This is a genomic window from Carboxylicivirga sp. (assembly GCF_982718395.1).
In genome coordinates this window covers 40,249-64,657 of the sequence record NZ_CEXQWX010000013.1, presented here as the reverse complement: position 1 = coordinate 64,657, position 24,409 = coordinate 40,249, and the positions used below count along the sequence as shown (strand labels likewise).

At 36.2% G+C, this 24,409-nt stretch carries 18 protein-coding genes; 9 read left to right on the top strand and 9 right to left on the bottom strand.

From position 1 onward, the window contains the following. On the bottom strand, window positions 1–972 hold a 972-nt coding region (locus AC4MRQ_RS04655), incomplete at its 3' end, for a hypothetical protein (RefSeq protein WP_491196486.1). A gap of 107 nt (window positions 973–1,079) precedes the next feature. Between AC4MRQ_RS04655 and AC4MRQ_RS04650 the strand changes: the two genes are divergently transcribed. The 9 genes from AC4MRQ_RS04650 (at window position 1,080) to AC4MRQ_RS04610 (ending at window position 11,136) form a co-directional block, all read left to right on the top strand. Next, window positions 1,080–1,979: a CHAD domain-containing protein gene (locus tag AC4MRQ_RS04650; RefSeq protein ID WP_491196485.1), complete on the top strand. Its 900-nt coding sequence runs from the start codon at window positions 1,080–1,082 to the stop codon at window positions 1,977–1,979. Window positions 1,980–2,080: 101 nt separating this feature from the next. After that, window positions 2,081–2,521 carry a hypothetical protein gene (locus AC4MRQ_RS04645; protein ID WP_491196484.1) on the top strand — a complete coding sequence of 147 codons (441 nt, stop codon included), beginning with the start codon at window positions 2,081–2,083 and terminating at the stop codon, window positions 2,519–2,521. A gap of 298 nt (window positions 2,522–2,819) precedes the next feature. Continuing rightward, window positions 2,820–3,755: an ABC transporter ATP-binding protein gene (locus AC4MRQ_RS04640; RefSeq protein WP_491196483.1), complete on the top strand. Its 936-nt coding sequence runs from the start codon at window positions 2,820–2,822 to the stop codon at window positions 3,753–3,755. 6 nt (window positions 3,756–3,761) lie between these two features. After that, the gene (locus AC4MRQ_RS04635) at window positions 3,762–5,108 is read left to right on the top strand and encodes an ABC transporter permease (protein WP_491196482.1); all 1,347 of its coding nucleotides are present in this window, start codon (window positions 3,762–3,764) and stop codon (window positions 5,106–5,108) included. 107 nt (window positions 5,109–5,215) lie between these two features. Beyond that, window positions 5,216–6,148 carry a Ppx/GppA phosphatase family protein gene (locus AC4MRQ_RS04630; RefSeq protein WP_491196481.1) on the top strand — a complete coding sequence of 311 codons (933 nt, stop codon included), beginning with the start codon at window positions 5,216–5,218 and terminating at the stop codon, window positions 6,146–6,148. Between the two features lie 10 nt (window positions 6,149–6,158). Further along, window positions 6,159–7,322, top strand: a complete 1,164-nt coding sequence (locus AC4MRQ_RS04625; RefSeq protein ID WP_491196480.1) for a sigma-54-dependent transcriptional regulator — start codon at window positions 6,159–6,161, stop codon at window positions 7,320–7,322. 5 nt (window positions 7,323–7,327) lie between these two features. Next, the gene (locus AC4MRQ_RS04620) at window positions 7,328–8,770 is read left to right on the top strand and encodes a lyase family protein (RefSeq protein WP_491196479.1); all 1,443 of its coding nucleotides are present in this window, start codon (window positions 7,328–7,330) and stop codon (window positions 8,768–8,770) included. 162 nt (window positions 8,771–8,932) lie between these two features. Then, the gene (locus AC4MRQ_RS04615) at window positions 8,933–9,478 is read left to right on the top strand and encodes a hypothetical protein (protein WP_491196478.1); all 546 of its coding nucleotides are present in this window, start codon (window positions 8,933–8,935) and stop codon (window positions 9,476–9,478) included. Between the two features lie 92 nt (window positions 9,479–9,570). Then, window positions 9,571–11,136 (top strand): PAS domain S-box protein, encoded by a 1,566-nt coding sequence (locus AC4MRQ_RS04610; protein ID WP_491196477.1) that lies wholly within the window; start codon window positions 9,571–9,573, stop codon window positions 11,134–11,136. A gap of 40 nt (window positions 11,137–11,176) precedes the next feature. Here AC4MRQ_RS04610 and AC4MRQ_RS04605 read toward each other — a convergent pair whose 3' ends face one another. The 8 genes from AC4MRQ_RS04605 to AC4MRQ_RS04570 form a co-directional block, all read right to left on the bottom strand. After that, window positions 11,177–13,648, bottom strand: coding sequence for an AMP-binding protein (locus AC4MRQ_RS04605; RefSeq protein ID WP_491196476.1), 2,472 nt, complete (start codon window positions 13,646–13,648; stop codon window positions 11,177–11,179). Between the two features lie 106 nt (window positions 13,649–13,754). After that, the gene (hydF, locus tag AC4MRQ_RS04600; RefSeq protein WP_491196475.1) at window positions 13,755–14,978 is read right to left on the bottom strand and encodes a [FeFe] hydrogenase H-cluster maturation GTPase HydF; all 1,224 of its coding nucleotides are present in this window, start codon (window positions 14,976–14,978) and stop codon (window positions 13,755–13,757) included. Between the two features lie 422 nt (window positions 14,979–15,400). Then, window positions 15,401–15,748: a hypothetical protein gene (locus tag AC4MRQ_RS04595; protein WP_491196474.1), complete on the bottom strand. Its 348-nt coding sequence runs from the start codon at window positions 15,746–15,748 to the stop codon at window positions 15,401–15,403. A 136-nt stretch (window positions 15,749–15,884) separates the two neighbouring features. Continuing rightward, entirely contained in the window at window positions 15,885–19,088 is a 3,204-nt protein-coding gene (locus AC4MRQ_RS04590) for a two-component regulator propeller domain-containing protein (RefSeq protein ID WP_491196473.1), read from the bottom strand. 74 nt (window positions 19,089–19,162) lie between these two features. Further along, the gene (locus tag AC4MRQ_RS04585; RefSeq protein ID WP_491196472.1) at window positions 19,163–20,131 is read right to left on the bottom strand and encodes a hypothetical protein; all 969 of its coding nucleotides are present in this window, start codon (window positions 20,129–20,131) and stop codon (window positions 19,163–19,165) included. Window positions 20,132–20,133: 2 nt separating this feature from the next. Then, window positions 20,134–21,537, bottom strand: coding sequence for a PKD domain-containing protein (locus tag AC4MRQ_RS04580; protein ID WP_491196471.1), 1,404 nt, complete (start codon window positions 21,535–21,537; stop codon window positions 20,134–20,136). A gap of 9 nt (window positions 21,538–21,546) precedes the next feature. Then, a complete protein-coding gene (locus AC4MRQ_RS04575; protein ID WP_491196470.1) occupies window positions 21,547–22,482 on the bottom strand; it encodes a PorP/SprF family type IX secretion system membrane protein in 936 nt (311 codons plus the stop codon). Beyond that, window positions 22,479–24,206 carry a T9SS type B sorting domain-containing protein gene (locus tag AC4MRQ_RS04570; protein ID WP_491196469.1) on the bottom strand — a complete coding sequence of 576 codons (1,728 nt, stop codon included), beginning with the start codon at window positions 24,204–24,206 and terminating at the stop codon, window positions 22,479–22,481. Before AC4MRQ_RS04570 ends, AC4MRQ_RS04575 begins: the two co-directional genes overlap by 4 nt. Window positions 24,207–24,409 lie beyond the last annotated feature (203 nt).

The window sequence follows — 24,409 nt, the reverse complement described above, 5'->3', positions numbered from 1 at the left end:
AATTGATACGAATTTGTATAAGTTCTTTCTTGATTTCTTATCCAGGTATTCAAAGTTGAGGATGGTTTCATATACCTCATCTTCAACTGCTAAAAATTCTTCGATCAGTGTATAATAATTATCATCATAATCGCGACACCTGCCCACATAGTCACGCTCACTAACACGCTCAGCTCTTGACCACTCAGCCGGAATCGCATAGGATGCATTAACAAAACCTGCATGATCAAAATCGTATGGAATGGCAGTCACTTCTTCACGACGATGACCAAACCGCTTGATAAACTTTATATTATGCCCGCTCTTGATTCGCCAATCGGTATTAGCAATCATATAATTAAAGAACGCCACACGATCTGCATCCAACGCATTAATTTCTGCATCCTTAAAGTACTCTCCTTCAATTTCAATGGTTTTTGTTCTTTCGGCCATCATATACATCGGCTCAATAAAAAAGCCTTTGGCTTTCGTATGTTTATCCTTCTCTCCAATATCAAAATACTGAATATCCAACAAGCGCGTTCTTAAAGCATAAGGGCTTACTAATTCCCATAATTTATAAATCAGGTATTCTTCCAACATATACTCCTTATAAACCTTTGAATTCATACAGTGCGTAACCATCTTAACTTTAGTTAAATAGCCCTCTTCTGTAAATAAAGTGTCTGGTTTAAAATTGAGCATAACAGGTGGAAACGTGCAATTGTCTTTTCGGAAATTACCCCTTGCCCGGCAGCGTACCTTATGAGTAACTGAATCGTTTTCTGAAAAATAGATAACCACCTTACCTTGACAATACTCTTCACTCTTCTTTTTGATATGCGTACTAATATCAAAATACAGGCTCATCTTAAGAAGTTTATCTTCAGTAAAGATAGAAGGATAAATTTTCTTATCAATTTGCTGTCCATGTGATTCTATTATGGACATTACAAAAGACATGATCAATAAGTATTTTACCAACTGATTCATTTTAGATTAAAGATTTGCCCGATAATTTATAAAAAAATAACGTCAATAAAAATCAGCTTGATATTCAAAATTTTAATACGTAGTTTGAAGTATAAAATCTGATGCTTATGTACCGATATGCCATTGATAATCAAGAAGAGTTGAAAGAGGGAGTAACCAGAGTTTTAAAAGAACAGTTCGAATATATAGAGCATTTAACTGCTATACCTGACGATATTGATACCTCTGTTCATGAAATACGCAAAGCAATCAAGCGCATCAGGGCAATTTTACGGTTAGTGAGATGGGATATCGGGGAAGAACTCTATCAGGCAGAAAATATGCATTTCAGAGACCTGGCCCGTCAATTGTCACAATTACGCGATTATCATGTTATTATTACCTATCTGGCAGATAACTTTGAAGCTAAAGAATTAAAAATACCAGAAGATAAATTCATAAGTCTTGTAAACCACCTCAACATACAAAAGGAAGCAGAATTAAAACGAATCATTGATAGTCAAACTTTAGAATCAATTAGAGAGCAAATGCAGGTCTCTATTAATGAGATTAGTAAATATCCGTTTGATTATCTGGGGCCTCACACTATTCGTCAAGGTGTTTCAAATGCATATGCCCAATGTCTTAAAAAAATTTCTGATGCCCAGCTAAAGTTAGATGACAATCAATTGCATTTACTCCGCAAGAGAGTAAAATATCTACTCAATCAAATGATATTAATTCAAGAAGTATGGCCTGACTTTTTCAAGACTTACTCAACTTCTTTAAAACGAGCATCAGACTTGCTTGGTGACGATCATAACATATCAGAAACAATTATTCTTATTAGTCAGTTGCCTGATTCTGTCATCTCAGAAAACGATCGCAATAACCTGATTGATTCGTTCAACAGTGAACGTGATCATTTGCACCGTGAAATATGGCCACTGCTGGGTAAACTATTTACGGAAGATACTCAGTCATTTGTAAAGCGCATTACGTCATATTGGCTTATCAGTCGAGAGTGAGATAATTTAAACAGTGTCCTTAATCTTTTTGCCTATTTGAGCTATCGTGCATCCGGTAGAACATTTCTCACATAAACATGTTTCTTTAAGAAAATTGAATCATGTACAACGGATTAATTCATGCCCATAGCGGTCTTAGATATATTGTTCTGCTAACCTTGTTAATAGTGATTGTTCAAAGCCTGGTAGGCTGGACGAAAAAAAATAAATATGCAGGCAGTCATCATGTTATGGTGAAAACAAATGCTGCATTGTTTCTTGCACAATTTATGATCGGCCTTGGCCTATTCACAATTAGCCCTAAGGTACTTTTCAGCACTGAGATGTTAAAGAGTACGTTATTACGATTTTTCACGCTTGAACACCCTTTATTGATGCTAATTGCCACATTAATTGTAATTCACATTGCAGCTAAATGCAAAGCTTACAGCAATTACATGACTCACAAACGACTGTTCTGGCTTAATCTTGTTGCGCTAATATTGGTGATTGTTTCTATTCCGTGGCCTTTTAGAGAACAATTGGGAGCCAACTGGTTCTAGGTTCTTATTATATGGTGTTTTGTTGCATAGGTAATAACCTGAGTTCGACGTAAAATTTTGAACTCAGAACACTTACAAATAGTGAGCTTAGAGTTTAATTGCAGTTTGTAAGTGGAAACTATCAAGCTTTGAATAAAAAACTGATCTACTGCGTCAAATTTTATCGCAATAGTTTACTATTACTCTAAAATTATTTCTTGTATATCAGCTCTTTATTTCAATCTGAGTTTTAAAATTTTATTCGAACTCAGGTTAAAAGTCTTATCTTCACAGCAAAATAAACTACAACTACTAACCTATGATGTTTCTTGAAGCTAAGCAAGTGGTTAAAAAATACGCTAACCATCTTGCCCTTAACGATGTCAATCTACAAGTTCCAGAAAACACTATTTATGGACTTTTGGGTCCTAATGGAGCAGGTAAAACAACCCTGATTCGTATTATTAACCAGATCACCGGTCCCGATTCAGGCGAAATTATATTTAACGGCCGCACTCTGCGACCAGATGATGTGCATCGAATTGGCTATTTACCGGAAGAAAGAGGCTTGTACAAAAAAATGAAAGTCGGCGAACAGTCACTTTACCTGGCTCGCATGAAAGGTATGAGCCGGGCGGATGCTCTTAAAAAATTAAAGTTCTGGTTTGAAAAGTTCGAAATTCAACCTTGGTGGGACAAAAAAGTAGAAGAGTTATCCAAAGGAATGCAGCAAAAAATACAGTTTGTAGTAACTGTTTTACATGAACCAAAACTTCTCATTTTTGACGAACCATTTAGTGGATTTGACCCTATTAATGCCAACCTGCTTAAACAGGAAATCCTTAAGCTGAAAGAGAATGGTGCTAGCATTTTATTCTCGACGCACAACATGGGATCTGTTGAAGAACTTTGCGATCACATCACCCTGATAAATAAATCAAAAACCATTTTAAACGGGCAAATTGATGAAATAAGGCAAAGTTATAAGGACAATATTATTAAACTTGATTTTACGGGTGACAATACTTTACTCAAAGAAAAGTTAACTGATCATTTCTCGGTTGAAAGTATCGAACAAGTAAATGGACACTCTTCTGCTTATATCAAAATGCTCAATGAAGCAACCATTAATCAATTGGTTAGCTCTATTCTTAATGATATTCAAATTCATGGATTACATGAAGTATTACCAACCATGAATGACATCTTTATTAAAGTCGTTGAACAAAGTAACCTTTCCAAAACCTATAAATAAAGTCTCATGAATAAAATATCGTTAATCATACAACGTGAGTATACAACACGTGTAAAAAAGAAAAGCTTTATTATCATGACCATTATTGGCCCAATATTATTTGCTGCCATGATGGTGTTACCCGGATGGTTTGCCTCAATGGAGGATACCGATGAAAAGAGTATTGCAATTGTTGATCAAACGGATAAGTACGTTAACCAAATCAAAAGCACTGAGTATTTAAAATTCAGTTGGTTAAATAAAAAGGAAGCTGAAAATATTTCTGATGAATATCAGGACAAAGGGTATATCGCCTATTTGGTAATTGAAGATGACTTGCTTAAACACCCGGATGCTGTTAAAATATACTCCGATAAGCAAATTACCATCGATGTGAAAGAACACATCTCTCGAAGTCTGGAAAATCATCTGGAAGATGAAAAACTAGCCAGTTACAAAATCGATGGGCTCGATGCTATTATAAAAGACATCAACGCAGTAAGAGTGAATGTTAAAACCATCAAATTGGGTGAAGATGGTTCTGAGAAAGAAAGCTCAACAGAACTGATTATGATTGCAGCAATTGTTTTTGCTATGATGATATATATGTTCGTATTAGTATATGGTATGCAGGTAATGCGCGGTGTTATGGAAGAGAAGGTAAGTCGCATTGTTGAAGTGATCGTATCATCAGTTAAACCTTTTCAGCTAATGATGGGAAAAATCATTGGCATTGCATTAGTAGCATTAACACAATTCTTGCTTTGGGTGATTCTTACAGTCTCAATTGTTGGAGTTCTGCTAGCCATTTTTACCGGTGATGCATCTACAGTTAACGATAGTAGTGTTGAGTTGGTTGAAGCTATGGGTTCATCTCAGATTGATAATGGTGAAATGTCTGAGTTTGCAAAAGGTTTTAATAATATAGTTGATAAACTTCTTTCTCTCGACTTAATTAGCAGCCTGATACTTTTTGTCCTATACTTCTTAGGTGGCTATTTGTTATATGCCAGCCTTTTTGCTGCTTTAGGCGCTGCTCTGGATAATGAAGCTGACAGTCAGCAATTTGTTATGCCTGTAATGATGCCACTTATTTTATCCATATATGTGGCAATGGCTGCCTTCAGAAATCCAACCGGTGATTTGGCATTTTGGTTCTCAATGATCCCATTTACTTCACCTGTAGTGATGATGGCTCGAATTCCTTTTCAACCACCAGTATGGCAAATCGCATTGTCAATGACAATACTTATTAGTACATTTATTTTCACCACATGGTTTGCAGGTCGGGTATACAGAACTGGTATTTTAATGTACGGTAAAAAGGTATCTTATAAGGAACTATGGAAATGGTTCAGATATTCGGGGAAATAATCTGATCCCGGCAACAAAACTAAAACGAGGCTGTTTCATAAATTTGATACAGCCTCGTTTTAGTTGTACAATCGATTTTGTGTACTTTAGCCCATTAAAATTGAAGAATGAGAATAGCCATTATAGATCTGGGAACAAACACCTTTAACCTGCTAATTGCAGAACAGACAAGTGAAAGTAGCTACAAGATATTGCTGGAAAATAAATATCCGGCAAAGCTGGGCAAAGGAGGTATCAATGATAAAAGAATACTTCCTGAAGCTATGAACAGAGGTCTCAATGCATTAAAAACCCACCTTAAAACCATGGAACCTTACAATGTTGATAAGGTAACTTGCATGGCAACAGCAGCTATCCGTAGTGCAACAAACGGTCAGGAGTTTGTTGATCGTGTAAAAAATGAACTCGGGTTAGAGATCAATGTAATTGACGGACAAAAGGAAGCTGAACTAATATTCGATGGGATCAAACAAGTATTTCCAATTAACAATGAGAGGGCTATGATACTTGATATTGGTGGAGGCTCCAACGAGTTTATCATTGCCAACAAAGATGGTGTTCTTTGGAAACATAGTTTTGACTTAGGTATTGCCCGCTTATTGGATCGGTTTCAACCATCTGATCCCATTACAGAAAATGAAATTAAGGAAGCAGAAAACTACATCCGGTCTGAGTTGAAATTACTATATGATGCACTTGCCAAGTACCCAACCAATGTACTTATTGGCTCTTCCGGTTCGTTTGATACCATTGCCAACATGATCGCAGCCGAGCATCACCCGCATCTTGATATGAAAAAAGTAATGACTTATCAGATTCCACTTGATTACGCAAAAGAGATGCATGAACGGTTCCTGAGGTCAACCAGTGAAGAGCGCAAGGGGATGAAGCGAATGGATTTGCACCGTGTTGAGATGATTGTATTGGCAAGTATTTTTATTAACTTCATCGTTAAAGAATTCAACATTAGAGAAATATGGCAATGTGCATTCGCCCTCAAAGAAGGCACCATTTTTCAAATTATAAATAAGCAACTGTAACTCAAATAGTATGGCAAAAATATTAGTTATTGACGATCAACGCAGTATCAGAAACACCCTGAAGGATATACTTGAATACGAAAATCATACAGTAAATTTAGCTGAAGATGGAGAACAAGGGTTGGAACAATTTAAAGCCAATAAATACGATGTAGTATTATGCGATATTAAAATGCCAAATATGGATGGTATGGAAGTATTGGATAAATTACATGAGTTGAATCCTGACGCTCCTGTTATTATGATATCAGGCCATGGAAATATTGATACTGCAGTTGATGCCATAAAAAAAGGTGCATACGATTTCATTGAGAAACCACTAGATCTGAATCGAATGCTTGTTACCATTCGCAATGCAATTGAAAAGAAAGATCTGGTTACAGAAACAAAAGTATTAAAGCGTAAAGTCAGCAAGACTTACGATATGATTGGCGAATCAGAACCAATTGCACGTGTAAAAAACATGATTGACAAGGTTGCACCAACTGATGCCCGCGTACTGATTACAGGTGAAAACGGCACAGGGAAAGAACTGGTTGCCCGTTGGTTACATGAAAAAAGCAATCGAGTGGGTCAGCCATTTATTGAGGTAAACTGCGCAGCCATCCCTTCCGAGTTAATCGAAAGTGAATTATTTGGCCACGAAAAAGGAGCCTTTACTTCAGCTCACAAACAGCGAAAAGGTAAATTTGAACAGGCTAATGGTGGCACCATCTTTCTGGATGAAATTGGCGATATGAGTCTGCCAGCACAGGCAAAAGTTTTGAGAGCTCTGCAAGAAAACATCGTTAGCCGTGTTGGTAGTGATAAAGACATTAAAGTTGATGTAAGAGTGCTGGCGGCAACCAATAAGAACCTGAAAGATGAAATAGCTAATAGTAACTTTCGTGAAGATTTATACCATCGTTTAAGCGTAATTTTGATACATGTTCCGGCTTTAAATGATCGCAAAGATGATATTCCTTTGTTAACAGATCATTTCAAAGATATCATTTGTGATGAACTCGGGATGCCTCAAAAAACTTTCAATGACGATGCGATTGATGAATTGAAGGATATAAACTGGACTGGTAATATTCGCGAATTCCGTAATGTTATTGAGCGCTTGATAATTCTTGGACAAGACACAATTACAAAAGATGATGTGCAAGCCTATGCTCGCCCAATGAATTAATCGTTATGAGAATTGAATCAGATTTCTTAGGCGAAGTTAGCATACCGAATGATGCTTTATATGGCATTCATTCTCTTCGGGCTGTTGAAAACTTCCCTGATAAAACCCCTTTCTTTAAAGAATGGTATATGGCAGTTGGTGTTGTTAAACTAGCTTGCTATCAAACCTATCTTAAATTTAAGGAGGCAGCTGATACCAAATTTGATATCAATTCTCTCCCCATCTCATTTATGGATGATAAGGTAATCGATGCCTTAATCAAAAGTGCACAAGAGGTTAGTTCAGGAGATTATTTTGATCATTTTCTAGTACCAGCCGTTCAGGGAGGTGCAGGTACATCAATAAACATGAATGTCAATGAGATAATATCCAACGCGGCGTTAAAACACCTCAATCATTCACCTGGTAACTATCATGTAATTGATCCTTTTGAACAAGCCAATATATTTCAATCCACCAATGATGTCATTCCCACAGCGCTGACGGTGGCTGCCATGCAATTATTAAATGATCTGGAAGCTGGCATCAACAATTTACGTCAGGAAGTTGAAAGGCAAGAAAGTAAATTTCGAAATGTATTAAGGCAAGGTTATACGCAGATGCAGGCTGCAGTACCAAGTACCTATGATAAACTTTTCAGCACATACAATAATGCGCTTTCGCGTGATTGGTGGCGAGTTTCAAAATGCTTTGAGCGAATCAAAGAAGTGAATATGGGCGGTGGAGCTATTGGTACCGGTATTAGCATCCCTCGCTTTTTTATTATGCAGGTTGTAACTGAACTGCAACATCTAACCGGCCTTCCTATTACGCGTAGTGAGAATTTATCTGATGCCACCTCGAATCTTGATCGATTTGTCGAAGTTAGCGCAACTTTAAAAGCGCATGCTGTTAACCTTGAAAAAATGGTTAATGACTTAAGATTATTAAGTTCAGACCTTTTCAATAACAAGGAAATTACCATTCCACAGCGACAGGTTGGAAGTTCAATAATGCCAGGTAAAGTAAACCCTGTCATTCCGGAATTTGTAATAAGTGCCATTCAAAAAATATATGCCAACGATCAACAAATAACAGCACTAAGTGGGCTGGGATGCCTTGAGCTAAATGCCTATCTGCCTTCCATTGGACATGCCTTACTGGATTCTCTGAAACTATTGATTGCGTGTAATAAATCCATCAGGCAAAATCTTATTAAACATCTTATTATCAAGACTGATAATTGCAAAACAAATCCGGTTTATAATAATCCATCGGTTACAACAGCCTTAACTCCATATATTGGTTATCATAATGCGAGTAAAATAGCTCAATATATGAAACAAGAAGGTTTTAATATTTTTGATGCAAACAAAAAGCTTAAGCTGATTGATAACGAGAAGCTTGAAAATTTAATGAAACCGGAATCTCTCATACGTCAGGGATATAGTCTCAACGACCTTAAATAAGGTGCAATAAGTCAAAAAAAACGTCTAATTGTATCAACTTCTAAAGTTCTTTCATATATTTAAGCTGATATTGCTTAATATTAATCAGTTAAGAACCTAACACTAATCGTGAATCTCGACACTACAAAGAGCAAGAATATCTCTTTTGATAATAACTCAACAATGAACCCTCCATTTTATTTTGCATACGATTTAGTTGCGGTTGGGGAAGTTGAAGGCTGCATTTGTGCAAATGATCAAAAGGTTGATTTTCACTTGTCCAACAATAGCAACCCTTTACATGATCTATTAAAGGGGATGATTAACCTGATATTTGAACCGTCACACATTTGGGGTGAGGACAATATAAGTTGGGTAGATTGGTACGAGGAATCTGGTAGTTTAAAATGGGTTTTATCTACTGATGACGGACATACAGCATTACTTAAAATCATTCGATACAAAGATTTTTTTGATGAATCTTCTGGTCAGGTGGTTTTAGAAACAACAATTGGAATGCTTGATTTATATTACGCGATTATTCACAGACTTGATATATTCATTAAAAAAGAAGGTCTTCTCAACTACGAACAAAAGTGGCAGAAAGACGAATTCCCTTTTACTTACTTCTTATTATTAAAGAAATATCTAATTGAAAAAGGACATTGGATTCCAACTAAAGAGCAACTCAACACTCTTAGTGATGAAATTGATTTTCTTTTAACGTAAGTAATTCTCGTCAATTGTCTACAAATCAGTAACTTGGCATTTTATTGCCATTTTCACTACATTGAATACCATAACCAACAGGTTAGTTAGTTATGAAAAAAGCTGCTTCGTATGAAGAACTACTTAATCGGGTAAAAGAGTTAGAAGATATTCTTGTCAGGAATGCTTCCAAAAGCTATAATCAGGAAATCAGAGATAGTGAAGAGCGTTTCCGCGCCTTATCAGAGGCCACTAATGAAGGTATATTTATTTCAAAAAATGGAGTATGCATTGAAGCCAACAAAAGTGGATGCGAACTATTTGGTTTTAAAAGAGAAGAAGCTATTGGTATATTAGCTACCTCAGTTTTTGACGATGAGTCAAAAGAATTGGTTAAGAAAAATATCAGTGAAGAATATGAAGGTCGATACGAAGCTATTGCTCGCAGAAAAGATGGGAGCACGTTTATAGCCGAAATTCAAGGAAAAAATTACATTTACAGAGGTGAAAATGTGAGAATAACTTCAATAAGAGATATTACAGAATACAAAAAAGCACAACAAGCACTAGTTGAAAGTGAAGAAAAATATCGAGAGGTAGTCGAGAATGCAGGTGATGGTATACTCTTGGGAAATCTTAAAGGAGAAATCATTGAAGTTAACCGAACCTTTTTAAGTATGACAGGGTATCGTCGTAACGACTTACTTAATAAACATATCAAGATACTCTTTTCTCAAGATACAATTAAAAACAAACCACTTCGTTTTGACCTTTTAGATAAAGGGCAATCGGTTCTTATTGAAAGGGATTTATTAGGGAAGGATGGAACATTGATTCCCATTGAAATGAACTCGAAACGTCCACACAGCGATTATTATTTGGCGATAATAAGAGACTTACGAGAACGAAAAAAAGCAGAAGAAAACCTAAAGCAAAAAAATGAAGAATTGAGATTTGCCAAAGAGAAAGCTGAAGAAAGTGATCGTTTAAAGTCAGCTTTTTTGGCCAATATGAGTCATGAGATCAGAACACCTATGAACGGCATTATCGGATTTGCTGAACTACTTAAATATGAATTTCTAAATAATTGTATACATAGTAATTACCTGGATGTTATTATTAGTAGTGGCAACCAGTTACTAAACATCATCAACGATGTTCTTGAGATATCACGCATTGAAACAGGCCAAGTCAAGATAAATTACCAAAAGTTCAATCTTCACAAAATTGTAAAAGAACTCGAAGTGTTTTTTACTCCGGCAGCCAATCGTCAGCATTCAATACTTGTCACTTTAGTTCCTGATACTAATGACTTTATTATTGAAGCCGATGAGGCGAAAGTGAAACAAATACTTACCAACTTGATTAACAACGCCATTAAGTTCACTCAAAATGGAACAATAACGGTAACAGCCTCAAGAAGCCAGAGCCATGTTTCTGTATCGGTTAAAGATAACGGCATTGGTATTCCGATTGAGTATCAGGATAAAATATTCGGACGCTTTTTACAAGTTGAAAATAAGCATAGCTTTCATAGTGGCACAGGCTTAGGGTTGCCTATTTGCAAAAAATATATTGAACTAATGAATGGTCAAATAAGTGTTGAATCCACAGAAGGAGAGGGTTCTAAATTCACAATTACAATTCCTCTTGTATCCAAGAAGCAGAGCTCGATCTAAACTTTAGAGCCAGGTAAATCAAAACCTGATTAAACAACAATTAGTACTTAGCAACCTGCTGATTAAGGGATATACTGTCATAAACCAACTCGGTCAACGCTTCATAGGACTCACCGCTTGGATACACAGGTTTCAGAAATTCAACACTAACCTTTTTGAATGGACGCGGAAATTTAGAACCACGAGGCAATGCGTTAACTGCTCCTTTTATAGAAACAGGCACTATAGGAACATTTAACTCCCGACTCAGGATGGCAAATGTTTTCTTAAATTCACCAAGTGTTCCATCTAAAGAACGGGTTCCTTCAGGGAAAATGATCAGTTTCTTTTTCTTCTTTAATGCTTCACCCATCTTTTGAATTGATTCTTTCAAATCTTTATTCAAATCCATAATAATAATATGATGACGGTTAGCAAAGTATTTAAGAAAACGTGATTTTACATGCTTCTCCTTCGCATAAAAGTAGGTATTTCGAGCGTATTTATTTTTAAGCCAAGACGCAACAAATAACCCGTCGAAATAACTTTGGTGATTTGGAGCAATAATACATGGTCCTTCAGGAATGTTGACCGCTCCCTTTCCTCTGAAACGAAAATACAAATAGAAGAAATACTTGGATAATTTCAAGAATATTGTTCCTGTCAACCACGTTTTTGGTAGTTGCAGATTGACCTTTTCCTTGAGAATTTTTGACCAATTGATTTTTTCAACAGTCATTTTTGTTCGCTTATCAGCAATAAACTCACTTAGCTCGAATACTGATGCATAACTTACCAATTGATCCACCTCCATTTCAATACCAAATGTTGATTGAATAAACACTAATAAACCAACCTTATCAAGTGAATCCATCGCTAAATCATATTCGATGTGATCACTTGGCCGGACATTGCAATTTTTCTCACTAGCAATGAAGTCGGCAACTATATTATATTCTTCAAGTTTTACCTCCTCAACTTGTTCTTCAATTTCAGGCTTACTTTCAGCTAATTCGGTTAATTTGAAACGCTGCAACTTACCAAGACGGGTTCTTGGTAGTTCAGTATCTGTCACAGAAAAGTCCATTATCTTTTTATATGGTGAAACAGACTGGTTATACACATCAACCACTTCCCATCGTAATTTGTCTAAAACCTGCTCAGATGACAAACCTACCATTTCAGCTCTGTTAGGCACAATAACAGCCTTAATCTGATCTAAATCGGCATAAACTCCAATCTCTGCAACGCACGCTGCCCGATTCTCAATTTTCGCCTCTATTTCAGCAGGATTTATGTTTTTACCATTCGACAATACGATAATCTCTTTCTTTCGTCCGGTAATATACAAGTAGCCATCACTATCAATACGACCAAGATCGCCTGTATATAACCAGCCATCCTTCAAAACTTCGGCTGTTTCTTCCGGCCTGTTAAAGTAGCCTTGCATAACATTGGGGCCTTTTACCAATATTTCCCCGTCCCGAATCTCAATATCTGCCTGTGGCAAAGCTTCTCCCGGACTTCCAATCCTTACCCGACCAGGGCGCGTAAAAGTAATCATTGGAGCCGCTTCTGTCATTCCAAATCCCTCGAGTACCTCAAAACCCAACGTTTTAAAATCACCTCCAACTTCAGGATCTAAAGCAGCACCTCCACACACCATATATTTAACAGCTCCACCGAACTTCTGGTGAGCTGACTTAAATATAGTTTTTGAAAATGACTTTGAGTTTATCTTCTGTGCTATCTTAAATAAAGTTCTGGCAATAGCACTGCTATCAATTTTTGTACGTATTCCTTTACGAATGGCTGAATACAAGCGAGGAACACCAATAATAATACTCACCTTATTATTCTGTAGTGTCTTAATAATATCCTCTGAGGCCATTGATGGAGATATTGCAATTGTACCTCCAACAAATAATGGAGCAATCATGGTTCCCATCAATGGAAAAATATGATGCATTGGCAGAAGCATCATCACCACATCGCTATCAGTGTAGATATTTATTTGATTTGATACGGCATCAACATTGGCAAGCAAATTCTTATAAGAAAGCATTACTCCTTTGGGACTTCCCGTTGTACCAGAAGTATAAATTATTACGGCCGTCTTTTCATTATCTGTGTTAATCTCGCCTAATACCTTGGTCTGATCTAATGAAAATTGATTACACTCTTCAATTATAAAAATCTTGGTAGAGATACCAGCTTTCTCAACAGCACTTTCCAACAAATCTTTCTTTTCCCTCGAAGTAAAAACAACCTCAGGAAAACAATCTTTTAATATGTAAGCAACTTCATCTAATGAAGACATAAAGTCGATCGGAACTATAGTGGCATTATTATACCATCCAGCATAAAAGGAGTAAATCCATCCTATCTGATTTTCAGAAAATATTGCCAGACGATTGATCGTCAATCCGTCTAACAACTCGGAATAGGCTGAGATATGCAGTTTTAATTGATTGTAGCTAATTTCTTCTTCTCCGCAAACAATGGCTTTTTTTTCCCCGGCATTATATATCATATTCTACTCCTTTTGCTTCGTTACAGATTGACAAACCTACGATTTTTTTAATACTTATGTGCGGTTAACCATTATACATTGATCATCCCGTACTTCTAAATTTAAATCACAAATAATCAGACATATCATGATTCTCAACTTTAAGAAACGGTTTCACAGCCCGATCATATATTCCTTGCACGTAAGCAATTGCCATGCCGTAGTTAGTTATTGCTACCTGACTCACCTTAGCTGGACCCAATCTATTAAAAAGTTGCTTCCGTGTAATCATGCAACCTCCGCACTGAATTAATAAAGTGTAGTCATCAATTGGCCTGTTTATCTTGTCTAAACCTGCAATTACATCATACTCCAACTTTTTACCCGTATAAGCTGAAATCCATCTTGGTATTTTAACCCGTCCTATGTCATCACAAGCTACATGGTGCGAACATGACTCCAATAACAGAACCCTATCACCATCATTTAGGTCATCAATTTTTGAGGTCCCTTTTATGTAGTTATCAAAGTCCCCTTTAAAATGGGCCAAAAGGATACTAAAACTTGTTAAAGGAATATCTTTGGGGATTGATGCATCAGCTTTCAGGAATATCTGACTATCAGTAATTGCCAATGCAGGTTTAATTTTCGTTTTCTTCAAGAAAGCATCTACTTCTCTCTCTTTTAAAACAATACAGATGGCATCGTTATCCAATATATCGCGAATAGCCTGAACCTGTGGTAATATCAACCGGCCTTCAGGTGCCTCAATGTCAATTGGAGTAATTAGCAATACAATATCACCATATTTTACCAAATCGCCTACTAATGATGGTGTTGTATAAGCAGACTCAGGTATTGTTTTCTTGATACTATTGATAATAGGTTCGATACTACCATTAATTGAATTGTATGGTAAAATAGCACTGCCCCCGGAATCAATTCCATGTTGGATGGTAGAGTCCAGAAGCGATGACAAATCCGTCTTATTATGAATGATAATAAAAGGTGTATCCTTTGACTTAAATGCTTTTACTAGCCTATCTTCAAACTCGCCCCATTGATTATCTACAATAACTAATATTGCCAAATCAACGAGGTTAATCGCATTAAGTGTTTTTTTAACCCGCTTTGATCCTAACTCCCCAATATCATCTATTCCGGCGGTATCTATAAGAACTACCGGACCAAAACCTGTTATTTCGAATGATTTCTTTACCGGATCTGTTGTTGTTCCGGCAAAATCCGATACTATTGCAATATCTTGATCAGCTAACCTATTGATAATAGTACTCTTCCCATTATTTCGCCTTCCAAACAAGCCAATATGAGGTGTTCTTTCTCTACCCATGCCTATTAATTTACAAGCATGCAAATTTACAAATAAATATTTTCAATCTATTAGACACATAAACAACTACGTATCTGACAATTACATTAATAGCAGAAATAAAACACAGAAAAAATACGACTAATTGTCACCCTATTTCACTTTTTGAGTGTCTATATTACTGAATGCGAAAGCGTATTTAGCTATTGGCGTAAGTGAATAGTTTCTCATGGGTTTAGAAAGGGCTGTGGTATTTTTCTTTAAGAATTTCTTTCATAATATACTAAAGGTTTAAGCAGATACTAGGATAAACCACAGCCCATTTTTTTTAATCAATTCGTATAGTCTGATATGTTAGGATGGTTCTCCATTTTAACCCTTGAATAATTAACCACAAGAGGATATCCGTAATGGAGCTCCTCTTTTTTATTACTCAAAATATCTTAACTAACAAATCCCATCATACTTTGATTCATAAATATCCGAAAGGTAAGTGCATCAATTTGCTTAAAAGGAAGCACAGCCATTTTGTCAAATTTAAGATGGTGCTCAAAAGGCTTTATTATTTCATCTATTGCTTGAGCATATGCGGGATATAATTCTCTTAAACGACGACAAGTTTGTCTAACAATTTCAATTTTAACTTCATTTTCTTCACAGGGAGTTGCAATAGCTGCTAAGCGATTTTTGATTGTGTTGAGGGCATTAACTTTAATTTCTTTCTCCGATTCAATGTCACTCCAAATAAGGGTTGCTTTTTGTACAAGCTTATCTAAAACCATGTTTTTCATTGTATGTCTGGTTAGAGGTTTCTTTAGTAGTTAATAGCAAAAAGTTAAAAACGTAACACTTTTATAAGTAAACAAGACACAAAAAAATCTGCATCTAATTGAGCAGCTTGTATTTACGTTTATTAACTTAATATATCTATAATTTTACACCCATAAACAAAACATCATCTACTTGATCAAGGTTACCTCTCCATTTTTCGAAATTCTCTCTCACAATCGCTGACTGCTCACTTGCTGGCTTATCGTGCATTGATTCAATCAGGTTTTGAACACCTACTTTCATAAACTTCTTTCCAAGAGGTCCACCAAACTGATCAGGATACCCATCAGAGAACATGTAAACTTTGTCCCCCTTCTGACAACTATATTCAACATTGACATAAGGACTTATCTGTTCCTCATAGCTATCGCCAATACTTCTTCTGCTACCTTTATAAACCGTCAATTCATTATTAATTATTAAATATACCGGACGTTTGGCTGATGCCAGGCGAATTCGCCTTGTAGGAATATGCACTTCCAAAACGGAGATATCCATTCCATCCATACTTTCATTTCCTTCATTTTTCTGAAGCAGCTTTTTAACCTCCTGATCTAAACGTTCTAACATTACAGCCGGAGAGTTAATTTCAGGAAGCCTGAAAATATCGTTTAAGATAGTGGTTCCTATCATAGACATAAAGGCTCCTGGTACACCATGACCTGTACAATCGGCACAACAAGCAATAAAATAATCTTTAGAACGATTAAACCAATAGAAATCACCACTCACAATGTCACGAGGCAAGAAATAAACAAATGAATCAGGAAATACTTCATTCAATTCATCCATTGCGGGTAGAATAGATGACTGGATTTTTTTGGCGTAATTGATACTATCGGTTATGTCCCTGTTTTTTCGTTCAATTTCTGCTTTCTGTTCACGTAATTCGACTGTTTGCGATGCAACCTCTTTTTGTAGTTGTTGTTTTTGCCGGATAAGGCTTTTTTCGCGATATTTTATCAATGCGTATACTCCGGCAATAGCCAAGCAAACGCAACAAATAATAAACCAAATCGAATACCAGAACGGCTTTGCAATAGACACAAAGATTGTTCTTTGCAGGCTTGTTTCTTTTCCATCGGCATTAAAAGCGCGAAGTCTTATCTTATAGTCACCATGCCTCAAATAATCAACCTCTTTATAACTAATATTATCAAGGCTGTTCCACTTTGAATCCTCATCGTTACCCTCTTCCTCAATTTTAATCTGGTAAGAAACTTCTTCAGGATTTTTAAAACTAATGGCTCTAAAATCCAATCTAAGCTTATAAGTTCCTTTACCATAGGGATATTTTAGCTTGATACGATTTGTAAGAGGAATCTCTTCATCATTAATTTGAATACCTGTCACATTAAGAATAGGCGCCACAGTATTAGGCCGATCATTCTCCGGCAAATAGTTTACCACACCTTCATTAGAGGCAAACCAAACACCTCCGCTGTTGTCTTGTTTGACCTGAAAAAATTCACTCCCAAGGTCTTCATTATGACCATATGACTTTACGATATTGTCTTCGTCACGGTTTTTAATTTCAATACGGGACAACCCACCATCATGACAAATCCAGAACCTGTTTTTAATATCTCTCTGAATTCCGTAACAGAAATCCTTTTTCAATCCATGTGCACTGGTAATCTGATCTTTTACTTTACCGTCAGCATAACAAATCACACCTTCCCCTTTGGTACTAATCCACAGATTACCTTCATGATCTTCTGACATACCTGTAACATCAACAGCGGCATTGTCTTTAATTGGATGACGTTCAATCCGGTTAATAGCTGGATTAATCTTACACAAACCTCCATCTTTAGGCCCTACCCAGATATTACTTTGTGTATCGATATAAACAAAGTTGATGTTGTTATGAGATAAACCATCCTTTATCTGATAATTTTTTATCTCATTTGTTTTCAGGTCTATAATGATTAACCCACGTTGAGTCGCTAATAATAATTCATTGTTGTGTGCAACTAATCTATTTATTCTTAAGGCTAATTGATCTGTATAATAGGTCTTTGCTTTAAATTTATCAGAACCAGTCGTTTTATAATATAAGCCGCTGTTTGCCGTTCCAACCCAAAGTGTTCCATCATTAGATTTACAGAAATCTACAATTTCATCATTCGGAATTCCTCCATATTGCGCATCATAATATTGCACATCGAAACACATCGGATCAGTTTGCAGCAAACCACGATCAAGACCAATCCAAAGTTGTTCTTTATCCTTTAAAACAGATCTTGCTTTATAATGAAAACCTATTTCATCTAGATTATAAAAAACAAAATATTGATTAACCAACAAGGAAACTCCGCCACCCTTTGTTCCAAACCAGTAATTGCCCTCTCTATCGCAAAGTATATCAAGCACGTCGTTATTACTAAGCCCATTATTATTAGAATACTTAAACGAATCGTTAAACAATCCAATTACCGGATCGTAGATAATGCGAATAACTCCATTACCAACCGTGGAAACCAAAAGGTGTCCTTCAGCCTCTTCATAGACATCAGTAACCTCTTCTCTTTCAATATCAAATTTTCGGCATAGGTTATTATCAGTTACGTGTTTAATTCCTTGTTCTCCAACTCCGATTTGATAAGAGAAGAATCCCTTTCCTCGGGTTCCAATCCAATATTTATTATCCTTCTTACTTTTTTTAATGGTATTCACCCAAACATTTGGTATACCATCAATTTTTGATATTTCAACTGACTGATAATCGTTCTTAAAATTAAAAATAAACAAACCTTGCCTTGCTGTTCCAACAAGTATTTGATCAGCTGACAAAACCTTTATCGCAGTATAGTTTTTCCTTCCGAATATTTTTCGATCAAAAAAAGTGGATACGACTCCGTCTTTATCAATTCTGAATAATCCTCTTTTTTGATCAATGCCCCATATATTACCTTGCTCATCTTCAGTTACATCAGCTATCAATTGTGATGCTTCGGGAATGCTTACCTTGTAAAACTGGTTATTATCCAGATAACTAACCAATCCATTTTTATGACCGATCCACAGACGATCATTACGATCAAAATAAAGACAATTAATGTAATTATGAGCCAGGGAATCTGCTGTTGTATAGACCTCATAATCGATCCCATCATAACGAATTAATCCTTCATCTGTTGCCATCCACACATAGTCGTTCTTGTCCTGAGCAAGTGCAATAATATCGTTATCGGCCAGACCTTCAGATGTATTATAAATTTTAAAGTCGAACGATTGTGCCTTTCCAATACATGGGATTATTAGCAAAAGAAGCCAAATTAAATTGCCTTTATTCATAGGGTTGTGTTTATTTAAAGCTATATCATTCTTTAAGCACTTTGAATAAGAAAACTGTCAAATTAGTATCTGCTCTACAACTCCTCGGCTGCAGGCCTTCCTTTATATTTAGGTACCCCTCCAATTGGTACACTATATGATTTCAGAAGTTCACCATATTGGTTTTCGAAATAGATCACCACATTGTTGTTTCGGATATTACCTGAAGGATGTTTTTTCATTTGGATATCCAATGAGGTGCTATATTCATCTGGTTTTATATTATACACACTTGCTGCCCATTCATCATCTTTGGATATTTTCATCATCTGACCAGCCGTTGCAACCGATCGTACAATGATCCAGCCATCGTTATCCCAATCGAAGTTTGTTTGCTTGATCGAAACAATACTTGAATCGTTGATATATGGATAAATGTGAGACATTTCTCTTGGGTTATCATGTAGTCGGACAGTGTATTTGTAATAAAAAGCATAACCACCTTCTACCTCGTCCTCCGCATCTTCTTTAGTACTCATAAAAAGTTGATACATGTTGCCATCATCACCCGTAACACCTTCTACAATGACTTTAAATACATGTCCACCTTCCTCTGGCAGATATTCTCCCTCAGATGGGTTAATTGGTCCAAAGGTGTACCACTTTTGATCATATTCGGCATCATTCCCAAAGGTTTTTGAAGCTAACAATGTTCCTTCGTCATAATCACCATCTAAATTTAACTTTTTGGCATCCTCATTAGAACAGGAACCTTGGCCTCCATAAATACTATAAGATGTTTCAGTATTCCATTCTCCCTGAATCTCATCATTTCCATTTCCACAATCAGGGTCGTAAACTTTAATATAAATGGGTGCTGTATGATTTTTAGGAACTGTAAAGAAAATTATCTGGCAGAAATTATCATCTCCCCACGAAGTTTCAGCATTGGCACCAAAAGTAATCAGATTTGGAATATTCTCGTCAGCACCTGGTACTGGCTGAGCGTTTGTTATTGTTACAAGTAATAATAACAAAAAAGACAACTTAAGTAGTTTGGACATAGTTAATCGATTACATTAATTTCTTTATATGAGCACATTTTATGATGTGGGTCTGTTTTGCTAATTGTCCCACACTTGATGATGTGTTTTCCTTTTGTTCGAAAAATATGCTGAATTGTTTCACCTTTTTGTCTTGAACCATCAGGCAATTCCCAATAAAAACCATTAGGCTCAAAGTCTCCAAGATGTGATTTTGCTGCATCTAAAGTTTGTAATTCACCCAATTTTACTTCATTTGGACAATTAATATAGACTTGTACCTTCTTCTTAACGTCCTGATAGAAATCATTCAAAACAAACAGCTCAACATTCTCGATTGTATCCACCAAAACAGATTGCACATGATAAGTGCCTGGTTTTTTATATTGATGAATCACTGTATCTCCATCGGCCGTTTGACCATCACCAAAATGCCAAACATATTTTAATGGTCCATCTCCTTTGCCATTCATTTCATCGTAGAAACGATATTTGAAAGTATTCTCTTTTTGTTTTTTACCACGGCCAAACACTGGAAACAGATAGGTAAATTCAAATAAATCATCATCACCATCCCTGTCTGATGCGAAATAACCGCTTTGTTCATTATCCGTGATAAAGCAACTAAATTCATTTGCCGGACTATTAATTGAATTATCAACAGCTATTGGTTTAGCCCATCCATCTTCCGTCTGATAGGTATAAAACAGATCCAAACCTCCTTGTCCGCCCCAACCATCAGAAGCAAAATACAACTTACCGCTTGAGTGATAAAACGGAAATACTTCTTTCCCAGAAGAATTTACAAACATACCCAGATTAACAGCCGGCCCCCATTCGTCACCATTTCTTTGTGACATATAAATGTCCGTTTCACCATAACCATCAGGCATATCTGAAACAAAGAACAAAAATTGCCCATCAGTGGAAATAGTTGGATGCCCGGTGTTATAACTACGTCGGGAATTAAATGGAAGACTTTTAGCTCGTGAGTACTCTCCATTATTAATAGTTGCCTGAAAAACCCCGTGTAAGTTCTGGTCTTTACCCTTTAAACGCTTTTTGTCTTTATACTGGACCTCAGTAAAATATACCTCATCAAGATTATGAGAAAAAGTTATAGATGATGTATGGTATTCCGAAAAGTAATCAGGCTGATATTGTTTCACGTTTAACCATGACGAATCAGCTTCCTGCCTCACTGAAAAGAGATTATAGAAATTTTGATTATCCTGATCTGTTGGTTTATTTAACCACTTAACATTTTTATTTGAACTAAAATACAATACTGAATCCAGATATACAGGAGCTATCTCACTATGTTCTTTTTTATTGAAGGGTAACTTTTTAACACTGATCCCTTGAGCCCCCAAAAACTGAAGACCTAAAAAGAACAATAAACCGCTACAGATAATTCTTTGACACATAGGATTGGTTTAGAAAAATTTAGGATTTGGTGTTCTTACTTTATAACCAAAATCGTATTGAATGGCTATTTCGTGGGTTCCATTATTAAACGAACTAATTTCACCTGTAGTATAATCAAGGCTATAGGATAGTCGTATTTGGGGTGTCACCTGATAAGCAACCATGGCTACTAAATCATTGGTTGTTCGATAAGCCATTCCTGCCCAAACCAGATTATTATAAATTACTGTTGCATTAACATCAACTGATGAACCAAATTCAGAGTTATATCTTGCCATGATACTTGGTTGCAAATGCCATCTTTTGGATACATTAAACAAATAACCAGAGGTAATCAGGTAATTAACTTTATCAAGTGCAAAACTATAGTCTCCACCATCTACATAAGGGTCGTAATAGAAGAAATTTGGAACTGAAAACCCCACAAAAAACCGATTTGAATACCATGCTGAACCAAAGCCAACAATTGGTGCAAAATTAGATTCGTTACTCTGAAATAAATCATCCGGTTGTCCGCTAACCGGATCAAAGGTATTGACATCTGACCAATTTGCATTATAAAAGCCGCCACCACCATTGATACTAAAAGCCAGTTTCTGATTATTTGACATTTTCAGCCTGTAAGTGTATGAAAATGCAAAACCGGTTTGTTTATTTACACCATATTGCTGATTATATACCTCTAAACCTAATGCTACATTATCATTTTTTAATGCCGAATGCATACTAAATAGCATTGTGCGTGGTGCTCCTTCGATTCCAGTCCATTTCTGACGATATCCTCCATACAACGACAGTACCTCTCGATTACCGGCAAAGGCAGTATTAAGGGCATAGCGATTATGGAGGTATTGGCTCATTACAATGTCTTTCTGAGCACTAACTGGAGCCATTGAACAAACAAAAGTCAAAGCTATGATTGTTATTCGAATTATTAGTTTCATTCCCTGCTCCCTTTTATGATTAGGTAATTCTTAACCGGATCAATCTCATTACCGGTAAAAATATAATAGTAAGTTCCGTCTTTCTTTTCTCCATTCTTTTGTGTGCCATCCCAACCACCCTCTGTTGTAGTACCTGCATGGCAGAAGTTTTCTACCTCAAATACAACCTCTCCGGTAATATCAAAAATCACAAGTTTGCTATTGCTAACATTCTCAGCTCCTCCAATAATAAAAGTGTCATTCACTCCGTCATTATTCGGTGAAAATCCGGTAGTACGATAAATATCTTCGTTAGTAATATTTAAAATATCATGGGGTGCCGGACAGATATCTCCATTCGAAACCGTCCATCTAAATGAATAATTACCTGTTACCAGATCTTCTACCATCGTTACATTATTATTAGGGGTAATAATATCTGGACTTTGCGATGGTGATTCTACAACCTCCCATACTCCAATCATACCATTGGGTATGGTAACCGCCTCTAATTCCAACTCCTTAGCCAGATACAACTTTGAGATATCAGTTAAAATCTCACTTTCTGGTACTTTATTTAATTTAACTTTAACAAGGTCTTCACTAAAACACTCCTCATTATCTTTATTCGTAGCGCGCCACACTAGTTCAAACTCTTCTTTCGTTTTTTGAAGGTTTAAAGGCACTGTAAATTGAGATGTTGGAGAAGTTGGATCAGAAAGATAATCAGGAGCAGATTCAAAAAACCATTGCCCGGTAATATTATCATTTATAGATGCAGATAAAGCAACTGTATTGGAACACTCACTAATATCATCACCAGCATTGGCTATTGGCACAAAATCTACCTGAATTGCCACAGGATCATTAATATCCGTTTCACACCCATTAGTATCTATTAACCTGCTTATGTTATACGATTCATTATCTGTTAAAATGCGAGTGGTTATCTGATGTTGATCTGTTTCACTAAAAAGAGTACTTCCATCTTCATATTGTACAGTTATCGGGAATGTTCCATTTAGATCAAGATCGATGGTTGCCTGTGTGCCTGAACAAATTATCTCACTGTTACTAACGGGGCCTCCTGACGGGCTGGCTGAATAAACTGCCGGAATTGTCTTCATCACCTCAGTACGGCATTCTCCGTGGATTTCCGTAACATACACATTGTAATCGTCTTCGGCAGGAGCCGAAAAGACAGGATTCACAAGGGTCGGATCACTAAGGTATATATCATGATCAGGATTTTCCATTCGCCAGAGTACTGAACTGGAATCAAACTCTTTGGTTGTACTTAGATAAACATCCAAATCACAAGTTCTGATAGGATCATTTATAATAGGGGTTGGTATCAAATCAATTTGAATATCTGTCGATCCGTTATTGATAGTTCCCTGAACATCATCACCACCTCCGTTTGGCACAAAGTAAAAATCACTTATAATTATTTGGTCCGAATCATAAAATGGAAGTTCTTGTGACCAATCTTCCGATGCGTGATTATTTACACTTGATGTCTGGCTATTATATGTATATTTAAACGAATAAGTACCGTCTGTTGAAGATCCTTCAGATACTTTAAACTTAATTGTTACTGTAACAAGAACTGCTCCGGCACCATCCTTTTCATCTTCACAAAATTGCACTTTAGTGTATGTGACGTCAGCAACATATTGACCTCTTACCTTATCTACTCCCGTCCAAATCAGAAGCAAAATTATTCCAAGTAGATATTTCTTCATCCCCGTTAAAATTGTTATCAAACATAAATTCCCCAACATGCTCAACAACCATGTTATATACGCCTGATAATTAATATTGTTCCGTCTATTACAAACATAATTAAAAAAAGGCGAACCAAGAGTATTTTAACCATCAAGTCAGTTGCTTTAACACCAAAAATTCACCCGTTAATCAAAAATTAATAACCTAATTAGTAATATTA

Bases quoted from the DNA above. Each gene is read 5' to 3' on its own strand.
- AC4MRQ_RS04650 (WP_491196485.1), top strand. From the start codon at position 1,080: ATGTACCGATATGCCATTGATAATCAAGAAGAGTTGAAAGAGGGAGTA.
- AC4MRQ_RS04645 (WP_491196484.1), top strand. From the start codon at position 2,081: ATGTACAACGGATTAATTCATGCCCATAGCGGTCTTAGATATATTGTT.
- AC4MRQ_RS04640 (WP_491196483.1), top strand. From the start codon at position 2,820: ATGATGTTTCTTGAAGCTAAGCAAGTGGTTAAAAAATACGCTAACCAT.
- AC4MRQ_RS04635 (WP_491196482.1), top strand. From the start codon at position 3,762: ATGAATAAAATATCGTTAATCATACAACGTGAGTATACAACACGTGTA.
- AC4MRQ_RS04630 (WP_491196481.1), top strand. From the start codon at position 5,216: ATGAGAATAGCCATTATAGATCTGGGAACAAACACCTTTAACCTGCTA.
- AC4MRQ_RS04625 (WP_491196480.1), top strand. From the start codon at position 6,159: ATGGCAAAAATATTAGTTATTGACGATCAACGCAGTATCAGAAACACC.
- AC4MRQ_RS04620 (WP_491196479.1), top strand. From the start codon at position 7,328: ATGAGAATTGAATCAGATTTCTTAGGCGAAGTTAGCATACCGAATGAT.
- AC4MRQ_RS04615 (WP_491196478.1), top strand. From the start codon at position 8,933: ATGAACCCTCCATTTTATTTTGCATACGATTTAGTTGCGGTTGGGGAA.
- AC4MRQ_RS04610 (WP_491196477.1), top strand. From the start codon at position 9,571: ATGAAAAAAGCTGCTTCGTATGAAGAACTACTTAATCGGGTAAAAGAG.
- AC4MRQ_RS04605 (WP_491196476.1), bottom strand. From the start codon at position 13,648: ATGATATATAATGCCGGGGAAAAAAAAGCCATTGTTTGCGGAGAAGAA.
- hydF (WP_491196475.1), bottom strand. From the start codon at position 14,978: ATGGGTAGAGAAAGAACACCTCATATTGGCTTGTTTGGAAGGCGAAAT.
- AC4MRQ_RS04595 (WP_491196474.1), bottom strand. From the start codon at position 15,748: ATGAAAAACATGGTTTTAGATAAGCTTGTACAAAAAGCAACCCTTATT.
- AC4MRQ_RS04590 (WP_491196473.1), bottom strand. From the start codon at position 19,088: ATGAATAAAGGCAATTTAATTTGGCTTCTTTTGCTAATAATCCCATGT.
- AC4MRQ_RS04585 (WP_491196472.1), bottom strand. From the start codon at position 20,131: ATGTCCAAACTACTTAAGTTGTCTTTTTTGTTATTATTACTTGTAACA.
- AC4MRQ_RS04580 (WP_491196471.1), bottom strand. From the start codon at position 21,537: ATGTGTCAAAGAATTATCTGTAGCGGTTTATTGTTCTTTTTAGGTCTT.
- AC4MRQ_RS04575 (WP_491196470.1), bottom strand. From the start codon at position 22,482: ATGAAACTAATAATTCGAATAACAATCATAGCTTTGACTTTTGTTTGT.
- AC4MRQ_RS04570 (WP_491196469.1), bottom strand. From the start codon at position 24,206: ATGAAGAAATATCTACTTGGAATAATTTTGCTTCTGATTTGGACGGGA.